This is a genomic window from Streptomyces yatensis, assembly GCF_018069625.1.
GTDB classification, from domain to species: Bacteria; Actinomycetota; Actinomycetes; order Streptomycetales; family Streptomycetaceae; genus Streptomyces; species Streptomyces yatensis.
The window spans coordinates 6,502,071-6,520,149 of sequence record NZ_CP072941.1; the positions used below are offsets into that span (position 1 = coordinate 6,502,071).

Annotated in this window: 14 protein-coding genes and 1 pseudogene; 12 read left to right on the plus strand and 3 right to left on the minus strand. The window is 71.7% G+C overall.

Translation table 11 applies throughout. The annotated features are described in order from the left end of the window. Window positions 1-98: 98 nt before the first annotated feature. Window positions 99-1,049, minus strand: a complete 951-nt coding sequence (locus tag J8403_RS27425; RefSeq protein ID WP_246586010.1) for a bifunctional helix-turn-helix transcriptional regulator/GNAT family N-acetyltransferase — start codon at window positions 1,047-1,049, stop codon at window positions 99-101. Between the two features lie 256 nt (window positions 1,050-1,305). Between J8403_RS27425 and J8403_RS27430 the strand changes: the two genes are divergently transcribed. From J8403_RS27430 to J8403_RS27440, 3 genes are all read left to right on the plus strand, one after another. Then, window positions 1,306-2,538 (plus strand): helix-turn-helix domain-containing protein, encoded by a 1,233-nt coding sequence (locus tag J8403_RS27430; protein WP_211125497.1) that lies wholly within the window; start codon window positions 1,306-1,308, stop codon window positions 2,536-2,538. Between the two features lie 167 nt (window positions 2,539-2,705). Continuing rightward, window positions 2,706-3,299, plus strand: a complete 594-nt coding sequence (locus J8403_RS27435; protein WP_211125498.1) for a hypothetical protein — start codon at window positions 2,706-2,708, stop codon at window positions 3,297-3,299. Continuing rightward, window positions 3,296-3,613, plus strand: a complete 318-nt coding sequence (locus J8403_RS27440) for a hypothetical protein (protein ID WP_211125499.1) — start codon at window positions 3,296-3,298, stop codon at window positions 3,611-3,613. The genes J8403_RS27435 and J8403_RS27440 overlap by 4 nt, the downstream gene beginning before the upstream one ends. 43 nt (window positions 3,614-3,656) lie before the next feature. Here J8403_RS27440 and J8403_RS43830 read toward each other — a convergent pair. Further along, window positions 3,657-3,770 (minus strand): annotated as a pseudogene (locus J8403_RS43830) (LacI family transcriptional regulator); the annotation flags it as partial. Between the two features lie 222 nt (window positions 3,771-3,992). Here J8403_RS43830 and J8403_RS27445 point away from each other — a divergent pair. Further along, the gene (locus J8403_RS27445) at window positions 3,993-8,078 is read left to right on the plus strand and encodes a discoidin domain-containing protein (protein WP_211125500.1); all 4,086 of its coding nucleotides are present in this window, start codon (window positions 3,993-3,995) and stop codon (window positions 8,076-8,078) included. Window positions 8,079-8,210: 132 nt separating this feature from the next. Here the strand turns inward: J8403_RS27445 and J8403_RS27450 are convergent, their stop codons facing one another. After that, the gene (locus tag J8403_RS27450; protein ID WP_211125501.1) at window positions 8,211-9,269 is read right to left on the minus strand and encodes a LacI family DNA-binding transcriptional regulator; all 1,059 of its coding nucleotides are present in this window, start codon (window positions 9,267-9,269) and stop codon (window positions 8,211-8,213) included. A gap of 183 nt (window positions 9,270-9,452) precedes the next feature. Between J8403_RS27450 and J8403_RS27455 the strand changes: the two genes are divergently transcribed. The 8 genes from J8403_RS27455 to J8403_RS27490 all read left to right on the plus strand — a co-directional run bounded on the left by J8403_RS27455 (window position 9,453) and on the right by J8403_RS27490 (window position 17,965). Next, on the plus strand, window positions 9,453-10,610 hold the full coding sequence (locus J8403_RS27455; protein ID WP_211125502.1) for a Gfo/Idh/MocA family protein: 1,158 nt from the start codon (window positions 9,453-9,455) through the stop codon (window positions 10,608-10,610). 7 nt (window positions 10,611-10,617) lie between these two features. Further along, a complete protein-coding gene (locus tag J8403_RS27460; protein WP_211125503.1) occupies window positions 10,618-11,565 on the plus strand; it encodes a DUF6807 domain-containing protein in 948 nt (315 codons plus the stop codon). A gap of 5 nt (window positions 11,566-11,570) precedes the next feature. Beyond that, window positions 11,571-12,320, plus strand: a complete 750-nt coding sequence (locus tag J8403_RS27465; protein ID WP_211125504.1) for a cupin domain-containing protein — start codon at window positions 11,571-11,573, stop codon at window positions 12,318-12,320. Window positions 12,321-12,389: 69 nt separating this feature from the next. Further along, the gene (locus tag J8403_RS27470) at window positions 12,390-13,679 is read left to right on the plus strand and encodes an ABC transporter substrate-binding protein (RefSeq protein WP_211125505.1); all 1,290 of its coding nucleotides are present in this window, start codon (window positions 12,390-12,392) and stop codon (window positions 13,677-13,679) included. Next, window positions 13,676-14,638 carry a carbohydrate ABC transporter permease gene (locus J8403_RS27475; RefSeq protein ID WP_211125506.1) on the plus strand — a complete coding sequence of 321 codons (963 nt, stop codon included), beginning with the start codon at window positions 13,676-13,678 and terminating at the stop codon, window positions 14,636-14,638. The genes J8403_RS27470 and J8403_RS27475 overlap by 4 nt, the downstream gene beginning before the upstream one ends. After that, window positions 14,635-15,516 carry a carbohydrate ABC transporter permease gene (locus J8403_RS27480; protein WP_093461948.1) on the plus strand — a complete coding sequence of 294 codons (882 nt, stop codon included), beginning with the start codon at window positions 14,635-14,637 and terminating at the stop codon, window positions 15,514-15,516. Before J8403_RS27475 ends, J8403_RS27480 begins: the two co-directional genes overlap by 4 nt. A gap of 6 nt (window positions 15,517-15,522) precedes the next feature. Next, window positions 15,523-16,107, plus strand: coding sequence for a hypothetical protein (locus J8403_RS27485; RefSeq protein WP_211125507.1), 585 nt, complete (start codon window positions 15,523-15,525; stop codon window positions 16,105-16,107). Window positions 16,108-16,150: 43 nt separating this feature from the next. Beyond that, the gene (locus tag J8403_RS27490; RefSeq protein WP_211125508.1) at window positions 16,151-17,965 is read left to right on the plus strand and encodes a hypothetical protein; all 1,815 of its coding nucleotides are present in this window, start codon (window positions 16,151-16,153) and stop codon (window positions 17,963-17,965) included. Window positions 17,966-18,079: the final 114 nt, after the last annotated feature.

Genomic DNA, 18,079 nt, shown 5'->3' on the forward strand with positions numbered 1-18,079 from the left:
CGGACCGTGGGCGGACCGACGCGGACCGCGGGCGGACCGACGTGGACCGTGGGCGGACCGACGTGGACGGCAGGCGGACCGACGCGGACCGCAGGCCGTCAGTCGTGCTCCGGGCCCCGTAGCGCGAGTCGCCAGTCCTGGCCGACCAGAGGCGAGCCATAGCCGCGGTGCGGCTTCTCGGCGATCAGCTCGAACCCGGCGCGCTCGTAGATCCGGCGGGCGGAGGTCAGGACGTCATTGGTCCACAGCACGAGATCGCGGTAGCCCGCCTCGCGTGCGAAGTCGACACAGGTGCCGACCAGCCACTCGCCGAGCCGCCGTCCGCGCGCCTCCGGTTCGACGAGCAGCAGCCGCAGCCGGGCCGTATCGGGCTGCTCGTCCCGGACGCACATCACCGAGCCGACGGGACGGCCGTCGAGCTCCGCGATCCACGCCCGCTCGCGGGCCGGGTCGTGGCCCGCGCCGAACTCCCCGACGATCCGGGCCACCAGGGCCTCGAACTCGGCGTTCCACCCGAACTCCCGGGCGTACACGGCGCCGTGGCGCTGCACGATCCAGCCCAGGTCGCCCGGCTCCAGCCCGCGCAGCCGCACCTCGGGCTCGGCCGGGCCGGTGAGCGCGTGCCGCGCGGTCGCCAGCGCCTCCCGCAGCCGCCCCAGCTCGTTCCGGGGGAACTTGGCCAGCAGCCTGGTCACCGCCTCGTGCGACCGCCGGTCGAGATCGTCGGCCGCCGCCCGGCCCTCGGCGGTGAGCAGCACCTCCTGGAAGCGGGCGTCCCGGTGGTGGCGCTCGCGCGTCACCAGCCCCCGCTCCTCGAACCGGCTGAGCGTCCGGCTCAGATGCGCGGCGGTGACCCCGAGCTGCTCCCGGAGGGCCGAGACGTGGGTGCGCTCCCGCCGCGCCAGCTCGTAGAGGATGCGGGCCTCGCTCAGCGTGTACGGGGTGTTGAGCTGCCCGGGGTAGTCGAGGACGCCGATCAGGCGGGTGTACATCCGGTTGAAGTCGCGGACCTCGTCCACGGCCAGATCGAGATTGTCGCGCGGGCCCATCCGGCACCCCTCCGTACCCCTGTGTCGATTTCGCTTGACCTCATAGTTGCGCCAGATCAAGTATTTGGGAAGGGGGGGTCCCCTGCGGGAGGGGGAGATGTTCGGCGGCGACCGCAACGCGGACGCGTTTCGAGTTCGCCCCCGGCCCGCGCGGCGGGCGGGCGCTCCTTCGTGTGCCCGATGCCTGCTGGGCTTCCCACGGCTCCCCCCTCCGGGCGTACCGTGGCCCAAAGACCTTCTGGCGGTGGTGTATCAGATGACTGATCTGTCCGTTGGCAAGCGACTGGTCCGGCTTCGCGACATTCGCGACCTCACGCAAGAGCAACTCGCCGACCGCGCCGGCGTGTCCGTCGACACCATCCGCAGGTTGGAGCAGGGCACCCAGCGGGGAGCGAGAATCGCCACGTATCAGAAGCTGGCGGGCGCACTCGACATCGAACTCGCCCGCCTGCTGGGCCAGCCCACCATGACGCGATCCCTCGCGCCCGACGGCGGAGTCATCGCCTTGCGGGCCGCCATCCAGGCCCCGGGCGATCTGCCGGGGCTGGACCTGTGCGGCGCGGACAGTGACGCGCCCGGCCCGGACGATCTCCGCCCGGTCATGGAGCAGGCCCAGAGGCACTATCGGCTCGGCCAGTTCACCGACCTGGTCGGCATGCTGCCCGGGCTCGTGAGCGATCTGAAGGCGGCCACCCGCGAGGCCGAGGGCGGCCCCGACCACGACACGGTGTGGTCGATGTCCGCCGCCGCACACATCATCGTCGCCGACGTGGCCGCGCAGTTGGGGCAGACCGACCTGGCCTACACCGCGGTGGAGCGAGCCATGCAGGCCACGGCGCGCGCGAGCGACGAGCTGCGGCACGCTCTCGCCGTCTCGACGCTTTCGCTTGTGCTCCTGCGGCAGGGCCGATGGAGCGATGCCCAGCAGGTGGCGACCCGCAGGGCGGCCGAGATCGAGCCGCGCTTCTCCGACCGCAACCCTGAGAAGTTCGCGATGTTCGGGATCCTGCTGCTGTCCGGTGCCGTCTCGGCGGCACGGGCGAACCGCGATGAGTCCGACAGCACAAAGGACGACGCGCTCACCTTCCTCAGGCAGGCGGAGGCGGCGGCCGCGCTGTCCGGCCCGGTACGGGTGCGAGGCACCGCCTTCGGCCCGGCGAGCGTGGGCATGCAGGCCACCACCGTCCAGGTGTCGCTCGGCCACCCGGACAAGGCTTTGGCCACAGCCAGTGGGGTCAACATGGATGAGCTGCCGTGGAAGATCTCGCGCGCCAGGCACCGGCTGGATCTGGCATTCGCCCGCTACCAGACGCATGACGACGAGGGCGCCCGCGATGTGCTGCTCACCCTCGACGAGGAGCATCCCGAGTGGCTGACCCACCAGATGCTCGCCGCCTCCACCGTGGGGGGACTGCTGGAGACCGAGCGGCGCCGCGACCGGGACCTGCGAAAGCTCGCGGTGCGGCTGGGCGTGGACCCGGCGGCATGAACAAGTGCCGTAGTCCCGCCGAAAACTGAGGCTGGGCTACGGCACTTCGTCACTGGGGCGTAATCGCGCGCACACCTAGCGTGATCCGTATCGCGGCGGCGTTGCCCCTTGCTCCCGCCAGGAATTTGTTCGGCGCCGCCCCTCGCAGATCAGCAGGGGAGCCCGACGTGACGACCAGAGCCTTACCGTGGACACCGCCGCCCGCCACGGATGTCCAGGCGTTACCCGCAGGCAAGTGGTGGGATGCCGTAAGAGCCGCGCCGACCGTCGGGGAACGCGCCCTAAAGCTCCTCGGCGACGAGAACGGCGCCGTCATCCAGGACAAGTACGGCACCCTGTACTGGCTCGTCGCGGTGGGCTCGGCCACGAGCTGGCAGCTGCGGCAGGTGCGGGTCCTGACCGAGCTGGCGGACGAGTGCACCTACCTCGGCGTGCCGCCCAACTCCTGGACCACGCCGCCCGGCACCCACTGGCGTGTGCCGCTCTCCGTCGATCACTACCTGACCGATGCCTGGAAGCTGTGGGGAGCGCTGGCCGAGGCCGACCGTGTCGAACTCGGCCCCGTCCCGCAAGGGCGCCAGACCTGCTACCGCTGCGAGCTGCCCACCGACGAGCCGGTCATCGTGGACGTCCAGCACGGCGGCAGCGGACCCGGCCGCACGGTGTACGCCTGCCCGACCCACGCCCTGGCCCACCGGCGCGACCCGGTCGCCGAGGCCGCCGCCATGCGCCGCGCCCGCGAACGGGGGCACACCCGGTGACGGAAGAGGAGCGCACCGAGCAGGAGCGGGAGCGGATAGCGGAACTGCTGGCCCCGGGCCGGAAATGGGTCTTCGGCCAGCTCCAGGGCTGGAACTGCGCCCTGTGCGCGGCACGCCTCTACGCGGACCGGCCGATCTGCACGGTGGAGGTGGACTACGGCGGCGTCACCGAGACGTGCCGGCTGTACGTCTGCGCCCCCTCGTGCGAGGCGGCCCGCGCCGCATGCGAGGCGGCCCGCGCCGCACAGCGCCCCGTCCCGCCGGACGGCGGCAGCGCGGCGATCCGCGCGCCCCGCCAGCGGACCGGGGCATAGACGGGGCGGGGCGCCACTCACGGGCTCGGCTCCGCCGAAGCGTTCAGCCGCGCGGCGGGGCCGTCGAGGCGCGAGCCATCAGTTCGGCGCGGACCATCGCCACCCCGCCCGGCGGCTGCGGCTCGCGGCCCAGGGCCAGGCGCCCGGCCCGCGCCCCGCCTCGTGCAGAGGCGGCCACCCCGGCTGAAGCATCGCTCGGCCACGTCGAGACGCGGCACCCGGCCCGCCCGTCACCGGCGCCGAAACCGCCAATCCGGGTCGCGGGGGTTGACAGGGATCGCTGGGCGGCACAGCCTTTGGCAACGTTGTCATCCCGGTTCGGCGCGAGGGCGTGCGGAGCCGGTTCGGCTTGCGTTTGTCTGATGGGACGTCACATAACATGACAGAACAGTCGGGTCCGTCACGCCTTCCGTCGCGACGCACCGTCGTCGCCACGGGAACCACGCTGCTGGCCTCGCTCGGCCTCGGATCCGTGCTCCCCGTGCCGCATGCTGCCGCCGTCCCCACCGGCGCGTCGGCCGAGCCCCCCGGCTCCGGCGAACTGGCCCTCTACCGCCCCGTCTCGGTCTCCTCGACGGCCTACGCCGCCACGCCCGGCACCTTCGTGGTCGACCGGCTGTCCTCCCCGGGCGTCAGGGGCAGCGGATGGCGCGCCGAGGGCGGTGACCCGCAGTGGGTGGCCGTCGACCTCCAGTCGGCCTGCGAGGTCACCCACATCCGTCTGACCTTCGAGGCGGATTCCTCGGATCCGGTCTACACGCCGCCCACTTCGGGCAATGTGCACAGCGGCACCACCGGCAAGGAGATCCAGTCGAGCTACCCGCTGGTCTTCGTCGTGGAGACGTCCCTGGACAACACGTCCTGGACCACCGCGTACCGCAGCACGGCGGGCACCGGCGGTGTCGTGGACATCCGGCCCGCCCGGCCGGTGCGGGCCCGCCATGTACGCCTGACCTCCCAGAAGCGCTCCAGCCCGCTGCCGCTCGGACTCAACGGCTTCGAGGTGTACGGCACTGCCGGGGACCACCGCCCCCCGGTCACCGGCTGGACCGACTGGGGCACCCACAAGGGCGAGGCGCCCCGGCTCACGGTCGCCCACGACGGCACCGTACCCGTGGCGTCGGGCTGGCGGCTCACCATGGACGACTGGGCCGACGACGACGGCGCCCGGCTGTCGAAGACGTCCGTGGACACCAGCACCTGGCTGCCGGCGACCGTCCCCGGCACGGTGCTCGGTTCGCTCGTGGAGCAGGGCAAGCTGCCCGACCCGGTGGCGGGCCTGAACAACCTCCGCATTCCGGAGGCCCTGTCGCGCCACTCCTGGTGGTACAAGCGGGACTTCGCGCTGCCCCGCGGTCTGCGCACCGGCGCCGGCCGGCGTGTGTGGCTGGAGTTCGACGGCGTCAACCACAAGGCGGACGTGTGGCTGAACGGCGAGCGGGTCGGCGACCTGACGTACCCGTTCGCCCGTGCCGCGTTCGACGTCACCCGGCGGCTCGCGGGGGACGGCGAGAACGCGCTCGCCGTGCGCATCACCCCGATGCCGGTGCCCGGCAGCCCGGGGGACAAGGGCCCGGAGGGCGAGTCGTGGGTGGACGCCGGCGCGTCGTCGATGAACCTCAACTCCCCGACGTACCTCGCCTCCTCGGGCTGGGACTGGATGCCCGCGGTGCGCGACCGCGCGGCCGGCATCTGGAACCACGTCCGGCTGCGGTCGACCGGGCACATCGTCATCGGTGACCCGCGGGTGGACACCGTCCTGCCGAAGCTGCCGGACGTCTCGGTCGCCGAGCTGACGATCGTCGTCCCGGTCCGCAACGCCGACTCCGTCGACCGCCGTACGACGGTCACCGCGTCCTTCGGCGGCGTCCGGGTGTCCAAGGCCGTCACCGTGCCGGCCGGCAAGAGCGTCGACGTCGTCTTCGCCCCCGACGCCTTCGGGCAGCTGCGGCTGCGCGACCCCGAGCTGTGGTGGCCGAACGGCCTCGGCGAGCCGAACCTGCACGACCTCACCCTCACCGCGTCGGTCGACGGCTCGGAGAGCGACCGGCGCACCACCCGCTTCGGCATCCGCCAGTTCGGCTACGAGTACAACGTGCCGCTGCCGTTCGCCGCGTCCGGCGACTCGTACACCCAGACGGTCACCTTCGACCGGCGGCAGGCGCGGTACGTCCGGATCAGGTGCGGGACGCGGGCGACCTCCTGGGGCAGCTCGCTGTGGACCCTGGCCGTGCGGGACAGCACCCGGCCGACCCTCGACCTCGCCCTGCACGCGCCCGCCGAGTCGTCGAGCACGGACGGCGACGACCACGGTCCGGGCAACGCGACCGACGGCGATCCGGACACCCGCTGGTCCTCGGCGTTCGAGGACGACCAGTGGATCCGTGTCGACCTGGGCTCGGCGCACTCCGTCGACCAGGTCGACCTCACCTGGGAGCAGGCGTACGCCAAGACCTTCGTCGTGCAGGTCTCCACGGACGACGCCGAGTGGGCCGATGTGACGTCGGTGGACAACGGGGCCGTGCCGCTGCCGTTCAACAACGGCAACGCCAGCCTCCAGGTCGAGGACTTCGACCAGCAAACCGCCCGCTATGTCCGGATCAGCTGCGGTCTGCGCAACACCGGCTATGGCAACTCGCTGTGGTCCCTGGGGGTCATCGACCGCGCCGAGCCCGGGACCGACCTCGCCCTGCGCAAGACGGTGACGGCGTCGACGCAGGAATCCGATCACCCCGCCTCGAACGCCACGGACGGCGACGCGGGTACCCGCTGGTCGTCGCAGTACGAGGACCACCAGTGGATCCAGGTGGACCTGGGCTCCGCGCGGACGTTCGACCGGGTGGCGATCGTCTGGGAGTCGGCGTACCCCAAGAGCTATGTGATCCAGGTGTCCGGCGACGGTGAGCGGTGGACCGACGTCAAGTCCGTGTCGAACGCGCCCGACCCGCTGAAAATCCTCGTCAACGGTGTGCGCGTGCTGGCCCGCGGCGGCAACTGGGGCTGGGACGAACTGCTGCGCCGCATGCCCGCCGACCGCATGGACGCGGCGGTGCGCATGCACCGCGACATGAACTTCACCATGATCCGCAACTGGGTGGGCAGCAGCGACCGGGAGGAGTTCTTCGCCGCCTGCGACCGGCACGGCATCCTGGTCTGGAACGACTTCCCCAACGCCTGGGGCATGGACCCGCCGGACCACGAGGCGTTCATCTCGCTCGCCCGCGACACGGTGCTGCGCTACCGCGTCCACCCGTCCGTCGTGATCTGGTGCGGCGCCAACGAGGGCAACCCGCCCGCCGCCATCGACAAGGGGATGCGCGAGGCGGTGGAGCAGCAGGTGCCCGGCCTGCTCTACCAGAACAACTCGGCCGGCGGCATCATCACGGGCGGTGGCCCCTACGGCTGGGTCGAGCCGGAGAAGTACTTCGACCCCATGACGTACGGCAGCAGGGACTTCGGCTTCCACACCGAGATCGGCATGCCCGTCGTCTCCACCGCGGCGAGCCTGCGCTCCATGACGGGTGACGAGCCGGAGTGGCCGATCAAGGGCGCCTGGTACCACCACGACTGGAGCGAGCGCGGCAACCAGGCGCCCCAGGTGTACAAGGCCGCCATTGAGGCGCGCCTCGGCGAGGCGGGTGACCTGGACGACTTCGCCCGCAAGGCGCAGTTCGTCAACTACGAGAACGCCCGCGCCATGTTCGAGGCGTGGAACGCCAACCTGTGGGACAACGCCTCCGGACTGATGCTGTGGATGTCCCACCCGGCCTGGCACAGCACGGTCTGGCAGACGTACGACTACGACTTCGACGTCAACGGCACCTACTTCGGCGCCCGTTCGGCCTGCGAGCCGCTGCATGTGCAGGCCGACCCGGTGAACTGGCAGGTCATGGCGGTGAACCACACCGCGAGCGAGGTGCACGGCGCGACCGTCACGGCCCAGCTGTACGACCTGTCCGGCCGCCTGCTCGGCAAGCCCAGGACGACCTTGGTGAACGTGGCACGGGCGAGCACCACGAAAGCGTTCGCCGCCCCCTGGTCGGACGGCCTTCCGGCCCTGCACCTGCTGCGCCTCACCCTGAAGGACGCGAAGGGCGGGGAGCTGTCGCGGAACACCTACTGGCGCTACCGCGATCCCGCGGCACTGCGGGAGCTCAACAGGGCGAAGCAGGTGAAGCTGACCGGCGAGGTGGCCGAGGTGACCCGCGCCGCGGACCGCCACGGTCTGACGGCGAGGATCCGCAACCGGGGCTCGTCCGTGGCCGCGATGGTCCGCCTGTCCCTGCTGGAGCGGCCCAACGGCCCCCGGGTGCTCCCCACGCTCTACGGCGACAACTATCTGTGGCTGCTCCCCGGCGAATCCCGCACGGTCGAGTTGTCCTGGCCGTCCACGGCCGGCTCGCCCCGGCACCCGGTGCTGACGGCACAGGCGTACAACAGCCCGGTCGCGACGCTGCGCGGGTGAACGTCCGCGCCCCGGTTTCCGGAACTCGGGCCGGAAACCGGGGCACCGCGTCGGGCGAAGAGATCTCCACGAGTCGGCCGGAGCCGGTGGACACCACAGGGCTCAGCCGCCCGGTGGGTGCGGGGCAGGGGGCTAACCTCGCGGCGGGGCCGTCGAGGCGCGAGCCATCAGTTCGGCGCGGACCATCGCCACCCCGCCCGGCGGCTGCGGCTCGCGGCCCAGGGCCAGGCGCCCGGCCCGGGCGCCCGCCTCGTGCAGGGGCAGCCGCATCGTGGTGAGGGCCGGGACCGCGTCCGCGCTGAAGGGGAGGTCGTCGAAGCCCGCGACCGAGACGTCCTCGGGGATCCGCAGGCCCTGGTCGCGCAGGGCCGCGCAGACGCCGAGCGCGATGGTGTCGTTGGCGGCGACTATGGCGGTCAACCCCCGGTCGCGGCGCAGCAGTTCGAGGGTCGCGTCATAGCCGGAGGCGCGGTCGTACAGGCCGTGCACGGTCAGCCGCTCCATGTCGGCATCGAGACTGTTCACTTCGGCGGCGCCGAGCGCCGCCCGGTGGCCCTCCAGCCGGTGGCGGGTCGTGGTGCGCTCGGCGGGGCCCGCGACATAGCCGATGCGGCGGTGGCCGAGGGTCAGCAGATGTTCGGTGAGGCGGCGGGCGCCGCCGCGGTTGTCGAAGGTGAGGGTGGTCGCGTCCGCGATCGGCGGGCGGCCGCACAGCACCACCCGGGTGCCGGACGCGGCCAGCCGGGACGCCTTGGTGGCCACGGCGGCGGCGTGGTCGGGGTGCTCGACCGCGCCGCCGGTGAGCACGACGGCGGCGGCCCGCTGCCGCTGCAGCAGGGTGAGGTAGTTGAGCTCGCGCTCGGGCGAACCACCGGTGTTGCAGATGACCGCCAGCTTCTCGGCGCCGCGGCCCGGTTCGCCCGCGGGTGCGCCCATCTCGGCCTGCACGGCGCCCGCCATGATGCCGAAGAAGGGGTCCGCGATGTCGTTGACGAGTACCCCGACCAGATCGGAGGTGGCGGCGGCGAGAGCGCTTGCCGGGCCGTTGACCACGTATTCCAGCTCATCGACGGCGCGCAGCACCCGGGTCCGGGTCGATTCCGCGACGGGGTAGTTGCCACTCAGGACGCGCGACACGGTGGCCGCCGAGACCCGAGCCCGTGCCGCCACATCGGCCAGGGTCACTGCCATGTTTCCTCCGTTGGATGGTCACCCGATGGTCACCTTCTGGGACCCCGCGCGCACTGGTTGGCGCCCCCATGCTCTCACTCCATGAGCGGCGCGATTCTGCCGTCCAGGGTCTTGTCCTGTCATCCGGACCATGCCTAGGGTCCTCCCCAGCAAGCGCTTACCCCCGGCGAGGAGCCTCAGCCCATGGCCGCAGCAGCCACCGCCCGTTTCCGTGCCGCAGTGGTCGGCACCGGAGGAATCGTCACCGGCAGCCATCTGCCCGCACTACGTGATCACGCCGACCGTGTGGACCTCGTGGCCGCCGTCGACGTGGCCGCCGACCGACTCGACGCCTTCCGCGCCGCCGCGGCCGAGGACGGCACCTTCGCCGTCACCGGCTACTCCGATGTGGCGGCCATGCTGGAGGCCGAACGCCCCGATCTTGTCCTCATCGGCACCCCGCCCTCCCTGCACCGCGAGCAGACGGTGGCCGCGCTGAAGGCCGGCGCCTGGGTGCTGTGCGAGAAGCCGCTGTGCCTCACGCTCGCCGAGTACGACGAGATAGCCGCGGCCGAGCGGGAGGCGGGCGGCCCGTACGCCTCGGTGGTCTTCCAGCACCGCTACGGCTCGGGCGCCGTCCACGCCCGCGAGCTGCTGGCCCAGGGCGCGCTGGGGCAGCCGCTGGTGGCCCACTGCCAGACCACCTGGCACCGCGACACCGCCTATTACGCGGTGCCGTGGCGCGGCCGCTGGGAGACCGAGGGCGGCGGCCCCTCGATGGGCCACGGCATCCACCAGATGGATCTGCTGCTCCATCTCCTCGGCGACTGGACCGAGATCCGCGGCATGGCCGGACGGCTGATCCACGAGGTGGAGAGCGAGGACGTGTCCACCGCGCTGGTGCGGTTCGGATGCGGCGCCATGGCCACCGTCGTCAACAGCGTGCTCTCGCCCGACGAGGTCAGCCGGATCCGTATCGACTGCGCGGACGCCACCGTCGAGCTGACCCATCTCTACGGCCACCGCAACGACGACTGGGTCTACACCCCCGCCCCGCACGTCCGCGACGAGGCCGCCCGGCAGCAGCGCTGGCGCACCCCGGCCGCCGATCTGCCCAGCTCGCACGGGGCCCAGCTGACCGGGCTGCTGGACGCGATGCGCGACGGCGTACGGCCGCCCGGCAGCGGCCAGGACGCCCGCCGCACCCTCGAGTTCATCGCCGCGCTCTACAAGGCGGCCTTCACCGGGCAGCCCGTGCGCGCGGGCGAGATCGTGCCCGGGGACCCGTACTACGACGCCATGCACGGCAACCACCCCGCCTGGGCGCCGAAGGCAGCGACCGCCACCACCAAGGAGAGCTGAGGCCGCCATGACCCAGCACATCACCGTCACCCACACCCACGGCGAACGGATCTCGGTCGCCTCCGGCGGCGTCGAGCTGATGGCCTACGTCTACCGGCCCGACCCGGAAGCCTTCGAGGCCCGTAAGCCCTACGCCCATCCGCTGCGCACCCTCGCCGGAAACCCGGTCTCCGGCTACCGGCCCAGCGACCACCGCTGGCACAAGGGCCTGCAGATGACCTCCAGCCATCTGTCCGGCCAGAACTTCTGGGGCGGCAACTCCTACCTCGGCCCCGAGCAGGGCTACCAGCACGTCGAGGAGCGCGTGGGCTCGATGCGCCACGACGGCTTCGAGGAGTTCGCGGTCGCGGACGACCGGCTGCGCTTCGTGGAGAACCTCACCTGGGTCGAGAACGCAGGCCAGGAGTGGGCGCGTGAGGTGCGCACCATCGAACTCCACTCGGTGGAACCGGAGGAGGGCACCTGGGCGCTGGACTGGTCCATTCAGCTCACCAACATCCGCGGTGAGGCCCTGCACTTCGGCTCCCCGACCACCGCCGGCCGGGAGATGGCCGGATACACCGGGCTCAACTGGCGCGGCCCGCGCGACTTCACCGGCGGCGATGTGATCGGCCCGGACGGGCGCGGCGGCGAGGGCGAGAAGGGCGCCTCGGACCTGATGGGCACCCCGGCCGCCGAGGCCCCCTGGGTCGCCTTCACCGGTGAGCACGACGGCGTGGACGGGCACTCCACGCTGCTGTTCGCGCACGCCCCGGAGAACGCCGAATCCATCCACGCCTCCCACTGGTTCGTGCGCTCCGAGCCGATCCCCTCGGTCGCCCCCTCCTGGGCGTTCTTCGAGGAGTTCGAGCTGCCGCCGGGCGAGTCCTTCGGCTACCGCTACCGGGTGGTGGTCGCGGACGGCGCCTGGGACCGGGCGCGTGCCGAGGGCTACCTCAAGAACCACGGGTGGTGAGCCGGATGAGCGAGATGTCCGCCCCGCTGCCGGGTGGTGTGGGGATGTCTCACATCAGCGCGTACGAGTGGGAGGCCGCCGACGGGGTGTGCGGCGGCAGCCCCCATCTCCATCTGGCCTGCACCGAGGCGTATGTGGTCACCGCCGGGCGTGGCGCCGTGCAGACCCTGACCGTCCAGGACGGCTTCACCGAGACCCCGCTGGAGCCGGGCGCGGTGGTGTGGTTCACCCCCGGCACGGTGCACCGGATGGTGCAGGGCGGCGGTCTCAAGGTGACCGTGCTGATGCAGAACAGCGGGCTGCCGGAGGCCGGGGACGCCGTCTTCACCTTCCCGCCCGAGGTGCTGGCCGACCCCGAGCGGTACGCGGCGGCCGCCGCGCTGCCCGCCAAGGAGGGGCCGGAGGCCGACGCGGCGGCCAGGCGCCGCCGGGACCTGGCGATCGAGGGCTATCTGACGCTGCGGGCCGCCGCCGAGAGCGGCGACGAGGGACCGCTGCGCGCCTTCCACGAGGCGGCGGTGCGGATCGCCGCGCCCAAGGTCAAGGAGTGGGAGCCGCGCTGGCGGGACGGGGCGCTCGCCGCCGCCCGGCGCACCGGTGAGCAGCTCACCGCGCTCGCCGCGGGCGACCCCTCGCATCTGGCCGAGGCGCGGGTCACCGCGACCGGGCCCAGCCGCAGGGGCGGTTACGGCATGTGCGGCCGCCGGGACGAGTACGAACTGCCGGGTGTCACGCTCCCGTACTACGGCGAATAGTCGCCGTAGAACACCAACACGCACGCTCATACGCTCAACGGACAATTCAGGAGGGAGGTCGGCTCCGGTATGCGCGGAAACAGGACAAAGGCGTCCTGCGCCCTGGCTCTCGTGCTCACGCTCGCAGGGACCCTCACGGGCTGCGGCGGCGATGGCGGCGGCGGCTCGGGCGGCAAGGTCAGCCTGCGGTTCACCTGGTGGGGAAACCCCGACCGGGCCGCCCGCACCGAAGAGGCTGTCAAGCTCTTCGAGAAGCGCCACCCCGACATCGACATCAGCACGTCCTTCGCGGGCTTCGACACCTACAAGGCGAAGCTGGCCACGCAGGCGGCGGGCGGCGACGCCCCCGATGTGATGCAGCTGGACTACCGGCAGATCAACCAGTACGCCACCTCCGGCATCCTGCTGAACCTCGGCGAACACCCCGAGCTGCGCACCTCGGAGATCGACAAGGGGCTGCTGGCCACCGGAGTGGTGGACGGCAAGCAGTACGCGCTCCCGGTGGCCCGCGGCACCGAGACGATGGCGTACGACGCCACCCTGTGGCGCAAGGCGGGCGTCCCCGAACCCACCTTGACCTGGACCTGGAACGACTGGGCGGAGGCGATGCGCAAGCTGGCGGCGTCCCCGGCGACGAAGGGGCGGGTCGGCTCCACCGATCCGGGCCAGAGCGAGGACGTCTTCGAGATCTGGCTGCGCGGCCAGGGCAAGTCCCTCTACACCAAGGACGCGCGGCTCGGCTTCACCGCCGACGATCTGACCCGCTACTGGGAGTGGTGCACCAAGCTCCGCAAGGAGGGCGCGGTCTCCTCCGCCGAGCAGACCACCCAGATGGACGGCACGGTGGAGAACACCCCGCTGGGCCGGCTCAAGTCGGTCGCCGACTTCAACTGGGACGCCCCCGTGAGCGGCTATTCGGCCATCGTCGGCGAGGGGCTGAAAATGGCACCGTTCCCGGTCGGCGAGGACGGCACCCCCGGGCAGTACTTCAAGCCGTCCATGTTCTTCGGCGCCTCGGCGAAGACCGGACACCCCAAGCAGGCGGCCCAGTTCATCGACTTCCTGCTCAACGACAAGGAGGCGGGCGCCATCCTCGGCGCCTCCCGCGGCATCCCGGCCAATGACGCCATCCGGCAGGGCGTGCTGCCCAAGCTGGAGGGCTTCGACCAGGTCATCTCCACCTACCAGAAGCAGTTCGAGGGCAAGCTGAAGGACCCGCCGCCCGCGCCGCCCAAGGGCGACACCTCCTTGCAGGGCACCTTCTCGCGCGACTACGACCAGGTCAGCTACGAGCGCTTGTCGCCGCGCGAGGCGGCGGAGAACTACATCACCGAGGCGAAGGCGGAGCTGAGGCAATGACCGCGACCGCGACCCGCCCCCAGGGCGCCGCGCCCCCCGCCACCGGCGGCAAGCGGGCGCCCAAGCGCGAGCGGCAGGGGGCCGCCTGGGTGTTCCTGTCCCCATGGGTGCTCGGCGCCGCCGTGCTGACCCTGCTGCCCATGGCCGTGTCCCTGTATCTGTCGTTCACCGACTACGACATGTTCGACGCGCCCCAGTGGATCGGCTTCCGCAACTACACGCAGATGTTCACCGAGGACCCCCGCTACTGGCGGTCGGTCGTCACGACCCTGACGTACGTCGTGATCGCGGTGCCGCTGCAGCTCGCCATGGCGCTCGCCGTCGCCATCGCGCTGAAGTCGGTCAAGCGCGGCAAGGGCTTCTACCGCTCGGCGTTCTACGCGCCCTCGCTGCTCGGCGCCTCGATGTCCATCGCCCTGGTCTGGCGGGCGATCTTCAACGACGGCGGCTCGGTGGACAACCTGCTCTCCGGTATGGGCATCGACATCGGCGGCTGGATCAACAAGCCGGGCTGGGCCATCCTGTCGGTCGCGCTGCTGACCATCTGGCAGTTCGGCGCCCCCATGGTGATCTTCCTGGCCGGGCTTCAGCAGATACCCGTGGAGTTGTACGAGGCCGCCGCGGTCGACGGGGCCTCCTGGTGGCGGCAGTTCCGCTCCATCACCATCCCGATGCTCTCCCCGGTGCTCTTCTTCAACCTGGTGCTCCAGATGATCCAGGCGTTCCAGGTCTTCACCCCCGCCTTCGCGGTCAGCGCGGGCAAGGGCGGACCCGCCGACTCCACGCTGGTCTACACGCTCTACCTCTACGACCGCGGCTTCACCGCCTCCCATATGGGCTACGCCTCCGCCATGGCCTGGGTGCTGCTGCTGGCCATCGGGGTCGTCACCGCGGTGCTCTTCCGCACCTCCCGGGCCTGGGTCTTCTACGCCAACGACACCAACGAGGGGGGCCGATGACCACCGCCCCGATCTCCACCGCCCCGGCCGGCCCGGCGGCGCGGCGGCGGCCCGCGGGCCGGATCGCGCTGCACGCCTGCCTGATCGCCGTGCTGCTGGTGATGCTCTATCCGCTGGCCTGGCTGCTGGCGACCTCGTTCAAGCCCGCCGACGAGGTCATCGCCAGCCTCAAGCTGCTGCCCAGCCACTTCGAATGGAGCAACTACTCCACCGCCCTGGACGGGGTGAACGAGGTCAGCGTCGGACGGCTGCTGTGGAACTCGCTGCTCATCGCCTGCGGTGCGGTGCTCGGCAACGTCATCAGCTGCTCGCTCGCCGCGTACGCCTTCGCGCGGCTGCGGTTCAGGATGCGCGGTCCGCTCTTCGCCTTCATGATTGCGACGATCATGCTGCCGCACCACGCCATCCTCATTCCGCAGTACATCATCTTCAACCAGCTCGGCATGGTGAACACCTACTGGCCGATGATCCTGCCGAAGTTCCTGGCCACCGACGCCTTCTTCGTCTTCCTCATCGTGCAGTTCATGCGCGGACTGCCGCGTGAGCTGGAGGAGGCGGCGCGGATCGACGGCTGCGGGCCCTTCCGCTCGTTCTTCAGCGTCATCCTGCCGCTGACCCGGCCCGCGCTGATCACCACCGCGATCTTCACCTTCATCTGGACCTGGAACGACTTCTTCACCCAGCTCATCTATCTCTTCGAGCCGGAGAAGTTCACCCTGACCCTGGCCCTGCGGTCCTTCGTGGACGCCTCCAGCCAGTCGGCCTTCGGCCCGATGTTCGCGATGTCGGTGTTCGCGCTGCTGCCCATCGTGCTCTTCTTCCTCGCCTTCCAGCGGTTCCTGGTCGAGGGCATGGCCAGCTCCGGACTGAAGGGGTGACCGGGCATGGACACCGCCACCAAACGTGAACCCGGCGAGCTGTTCGGCCCGCGCTTCGCCCTCTTCGCCGACGTCCTGGCGGTGGGCCTGGCCACGGCCGCCGCCTCGCTGCCGCTGATCACCGCCCCGGCCGCCATGTCCACGGCCTGCGCCGTGCTGGACCGGCGGGTGCGCCAGGACGCGCCCACCACGGCGGGCGGCTACCTCCGCGCGCTGCGGAGGCGGCTGCGCACCGGCGATCTGCTGGCCGGGGCGGGGCTGCTGGCCGGCGGCGTCCTGCTGCTGTTCAACGCGCTCGCGGCGGGGGCGGGGCTGCCGGGCGCGGTGGTCTTCCGGCCCGCGCTGCTCGCCGTGGCCGGACTGCTCGCCGTCGTCTGTCTGCGGGCCTGCGCCCGGCCCGAGTCGGCGACGAGCTGGCGGGCCGCGCTGCGCTCGGCGGCGTACGCCAGCGTGCGCGGGCCCCGCGCGAGCGCCGTGCTGCTGCTGGCCGTCGCCACCGCCGCCGTCTGCGCCTGGGCCTATCCGCCGCTGCTCTTCCTCGTCCCCGGCCCCCTCGCGATCGCCGCCAGAGCCACGGAGCACCACCTATGAGAGGCCACGGAGCACCACCGATGAGAGCCACGGAGCACCACCGATGACACCCCTGCCCCGCCGTCACTTCCTCGCCGGGACCGCCGTCGCGGGCGGGCTGCTGGCCGTCGGCGCTCCGGGGGCCGCCTCGGCCGCGGGCCGGGTCTCCGCCGAGGGCCGGGTCGACAAGCCGTTCCTGGCCCTGCTCACCGAGGCGGCCGACGCCCGGGTGGCCGAGGTCGTGGACGGGCTCGACGCGGTCCTCGACCAGCTCGACCACCTCGGCCAGGCGCGCCCCGCCGCCCGGAGCCTGCGGCTGCTCAGCTCCGTGCATGTGTGGGGCGACGCCGCCCATCACCACGACGGCGCGCTGCTCGCGCCGATGACCCGGCTCGTGGACGCGCTGGCCGCCGCCCAGTTCGACGACGGCCTCTACGACCAGGGCGCGGTCCACTCGCCCCCGGACACCGCCTTCTCGATCGTCGATCTGGGCCTGGTGTACGGCCTGCTGGACGCGGACGGCCACAGCGGCACCCGGGCGATCCGCGCCACCTTGAAGACGATCCTGCTCAAGGCGGGCAAGGGCCTGTCCACCGGCGGGGTGCACACCCCCAACCACCGCTGGAAGGTGTGCGCCGCGCTGGCCCGGATCAACTCCTTCTGGCCCGACGCCCGCTTCACCCGCCGTATCGACGCCTGGCTGGCCGAGGGCATCGACCAGTACGACAGCGGCCAGTACAGCGAGCGCAGCGCCACCTACGCGCCCATCGTCACCAACCCGTCGCTGCTGACCCTCGCCCGGCTCACCGAGCGCCCGCGGCTGCATGACCATGTGCGCCGCAATCTGGAGGCCACCCTGCACCTCCTGGAGCCGAACGGCGAGGTGGAGACGGTGCATTCGCGCCGCCAGGATCAGAAGAGCCTCAAGCATCTGTCCGAGTACTGGCTGCAGTTCCGGGCGCTGGCGCTGCGGGAGCGGGACGGGCGGTTCGCGGCCGTCGCCGCCACCATCCAGCGGCGCGGGGCGGACCAGACCTTCGACGAGACGCCGCTCGGGGACTTCCTGGCCGAGGTGCTGGACCATCCGGAGCTGGCCGCGCCGCTGCCCGAGGCCACCGGGGCGCCCGGGGAGTTCACCTTCCACGACCGGGACTGCGGGCTGGTGCGGATCGCGAAGGGGGACAGGAGGACCACCGTCTTCGGCGGCACCGACTTCCCCGACGTCCACGCGATCTCCTCGGGGCTGTCCACCAACCCGACGTTCTTCAAATGGCGCAAGGGCGCGGCCGTCCTGGACTCGCTCCGGCTGTCCCCGCAGTTCTTCTCGCTCGGCCACTTCCGTGCCGAGGACGTGGAGCGCACGGCGGACGGCTGGCGGCTGTGGGCCGAGGTGCGGGCCGGATACCATCTGCCGCTGCCGCCCCAGCACCGCCGCCCCGACGGGCGGTATCCGCTCACCGACGACGGCCGGTTCTGGTCCGCGATGGACTTCCCGCACCGCCCCAAGGAGTGGCGCACCCTGCGCACCGAGATACGGATCGCGGAGGCCGACGGCGGCTGGAACCTGGACGTCGAGATCGGCGAGTCCGAGGTCCCGTTCGCCCTCGAACTGTGCTTCCGCTCCGGCGGAAAGCTGACCGGGGTCGCTCCCGTGACCGGCCAGAAGGACACGTATCAGCTGGTCAAGGGGTACGGGACCTATACGGCGGGCGATGACGTGATCACCTTCGGGCCCGGTAACGGCAGCGGTCCGCGCCAGCCCGCCGTCGTGGACTCCGGTGAGCGCTACAGCTGGATGGCCGGCGATCTGACCCCGGCGGGACAGCGGGTCCTGATCACCGGGCGTTCGCCCCTGCGCTATCGGCTGACGCTGCGCTAAAGCGCTGACTGTCCCGCGTTCGCCCCCGTGTTCGCTCTGTACAGGGGCGGGGCGGGGCGGTTAGCGTTGATTCTAGAAAGCGCTTACTGTTACTCGCGGTGAGGAGAAGAACCC

Coding starts and splice junctions, on each gene's coding strand:
- J8403_RS27445 (WP_211125500.1), top strand. CDS start 3,993: ATGACAGAACAGTCGGGTCCGTCACGCCTTCCGTCGCGACGCACCGTC.
- J8403_RS27485 (WP_211125507.1), top strand. CDS start 15,523: ATGGACACCGCCACCAAACGTGAACCCGGCGAGCTGTTCGGCCCGCGC.
- J8403_RS27475 (WP_211125506.1), top strand. CDS start 13,676: ATGACCGCGACCGCGACCCGCCCCCAGGGCGCCGCGCCCCCCGCCACC.
- J8403_RS27470 (WP_211125505.1), top strand. CDS start 12,390: ATGCGCGGAAACAGGACAAAGGCGTCCTGCGCCCTGGCTCTCGTGCTC.
- J8403_RS27450 (WP_211125501.1), bottom strand. CDS start 9,269: ATGGCAGTGACCCTGGCCGATGTGGCGGCACGGGCTCGGGTCTCGGCG.
- J8403_RS27490 (WP_211125508.1), top strand. CDS start 16,151: ATGACACCCCTGCCCCGCCGTCACTTCCTCGCCGGGACCGCCGTCGCG.
- J8403_RS27465 (WP_211125504.1), top strand. CDS start 11,571: ATGAGCGAGATGTCCGCCCCGCTGCCGGGTGGTGTGGGGATGTCTCAC.
- J8403_RS27425 (WP_246586010.1), bottom strand. CDS start 1,049: ATGGGCCCGCGCGACAATCTCGATCTGGCCGTGGACGAGGTCCGCGAC.
- J8403_RS27480 (WP_093461948.1), top strand. CDS start 14,635: ATGACCACCGCCCCGATCTCCACCGCCCCGGCCGGCCCGGCGGCGCGG.
- J8403_RS27430 (WP_211125497.1), top strand. CDS start 1,306: ATGACTGATCTGTCCGTTGGCAAGCGACTGGTCCGGCTTCGCGACATT.
- J8403_RS27460 (WP_211125503.1), top strand. CDS start 10,618: ATGACCCAGCACATCACCGTCACCCACACCCACGGCGAACGGATCTCG.
- J8403_RS27455 (WP_211125502.1), top strand. CDS start 9,453: ATGGCCGCAGCAGCCACCGCCCGTTTCCGTGCCGCAGTGGTCGGCACC.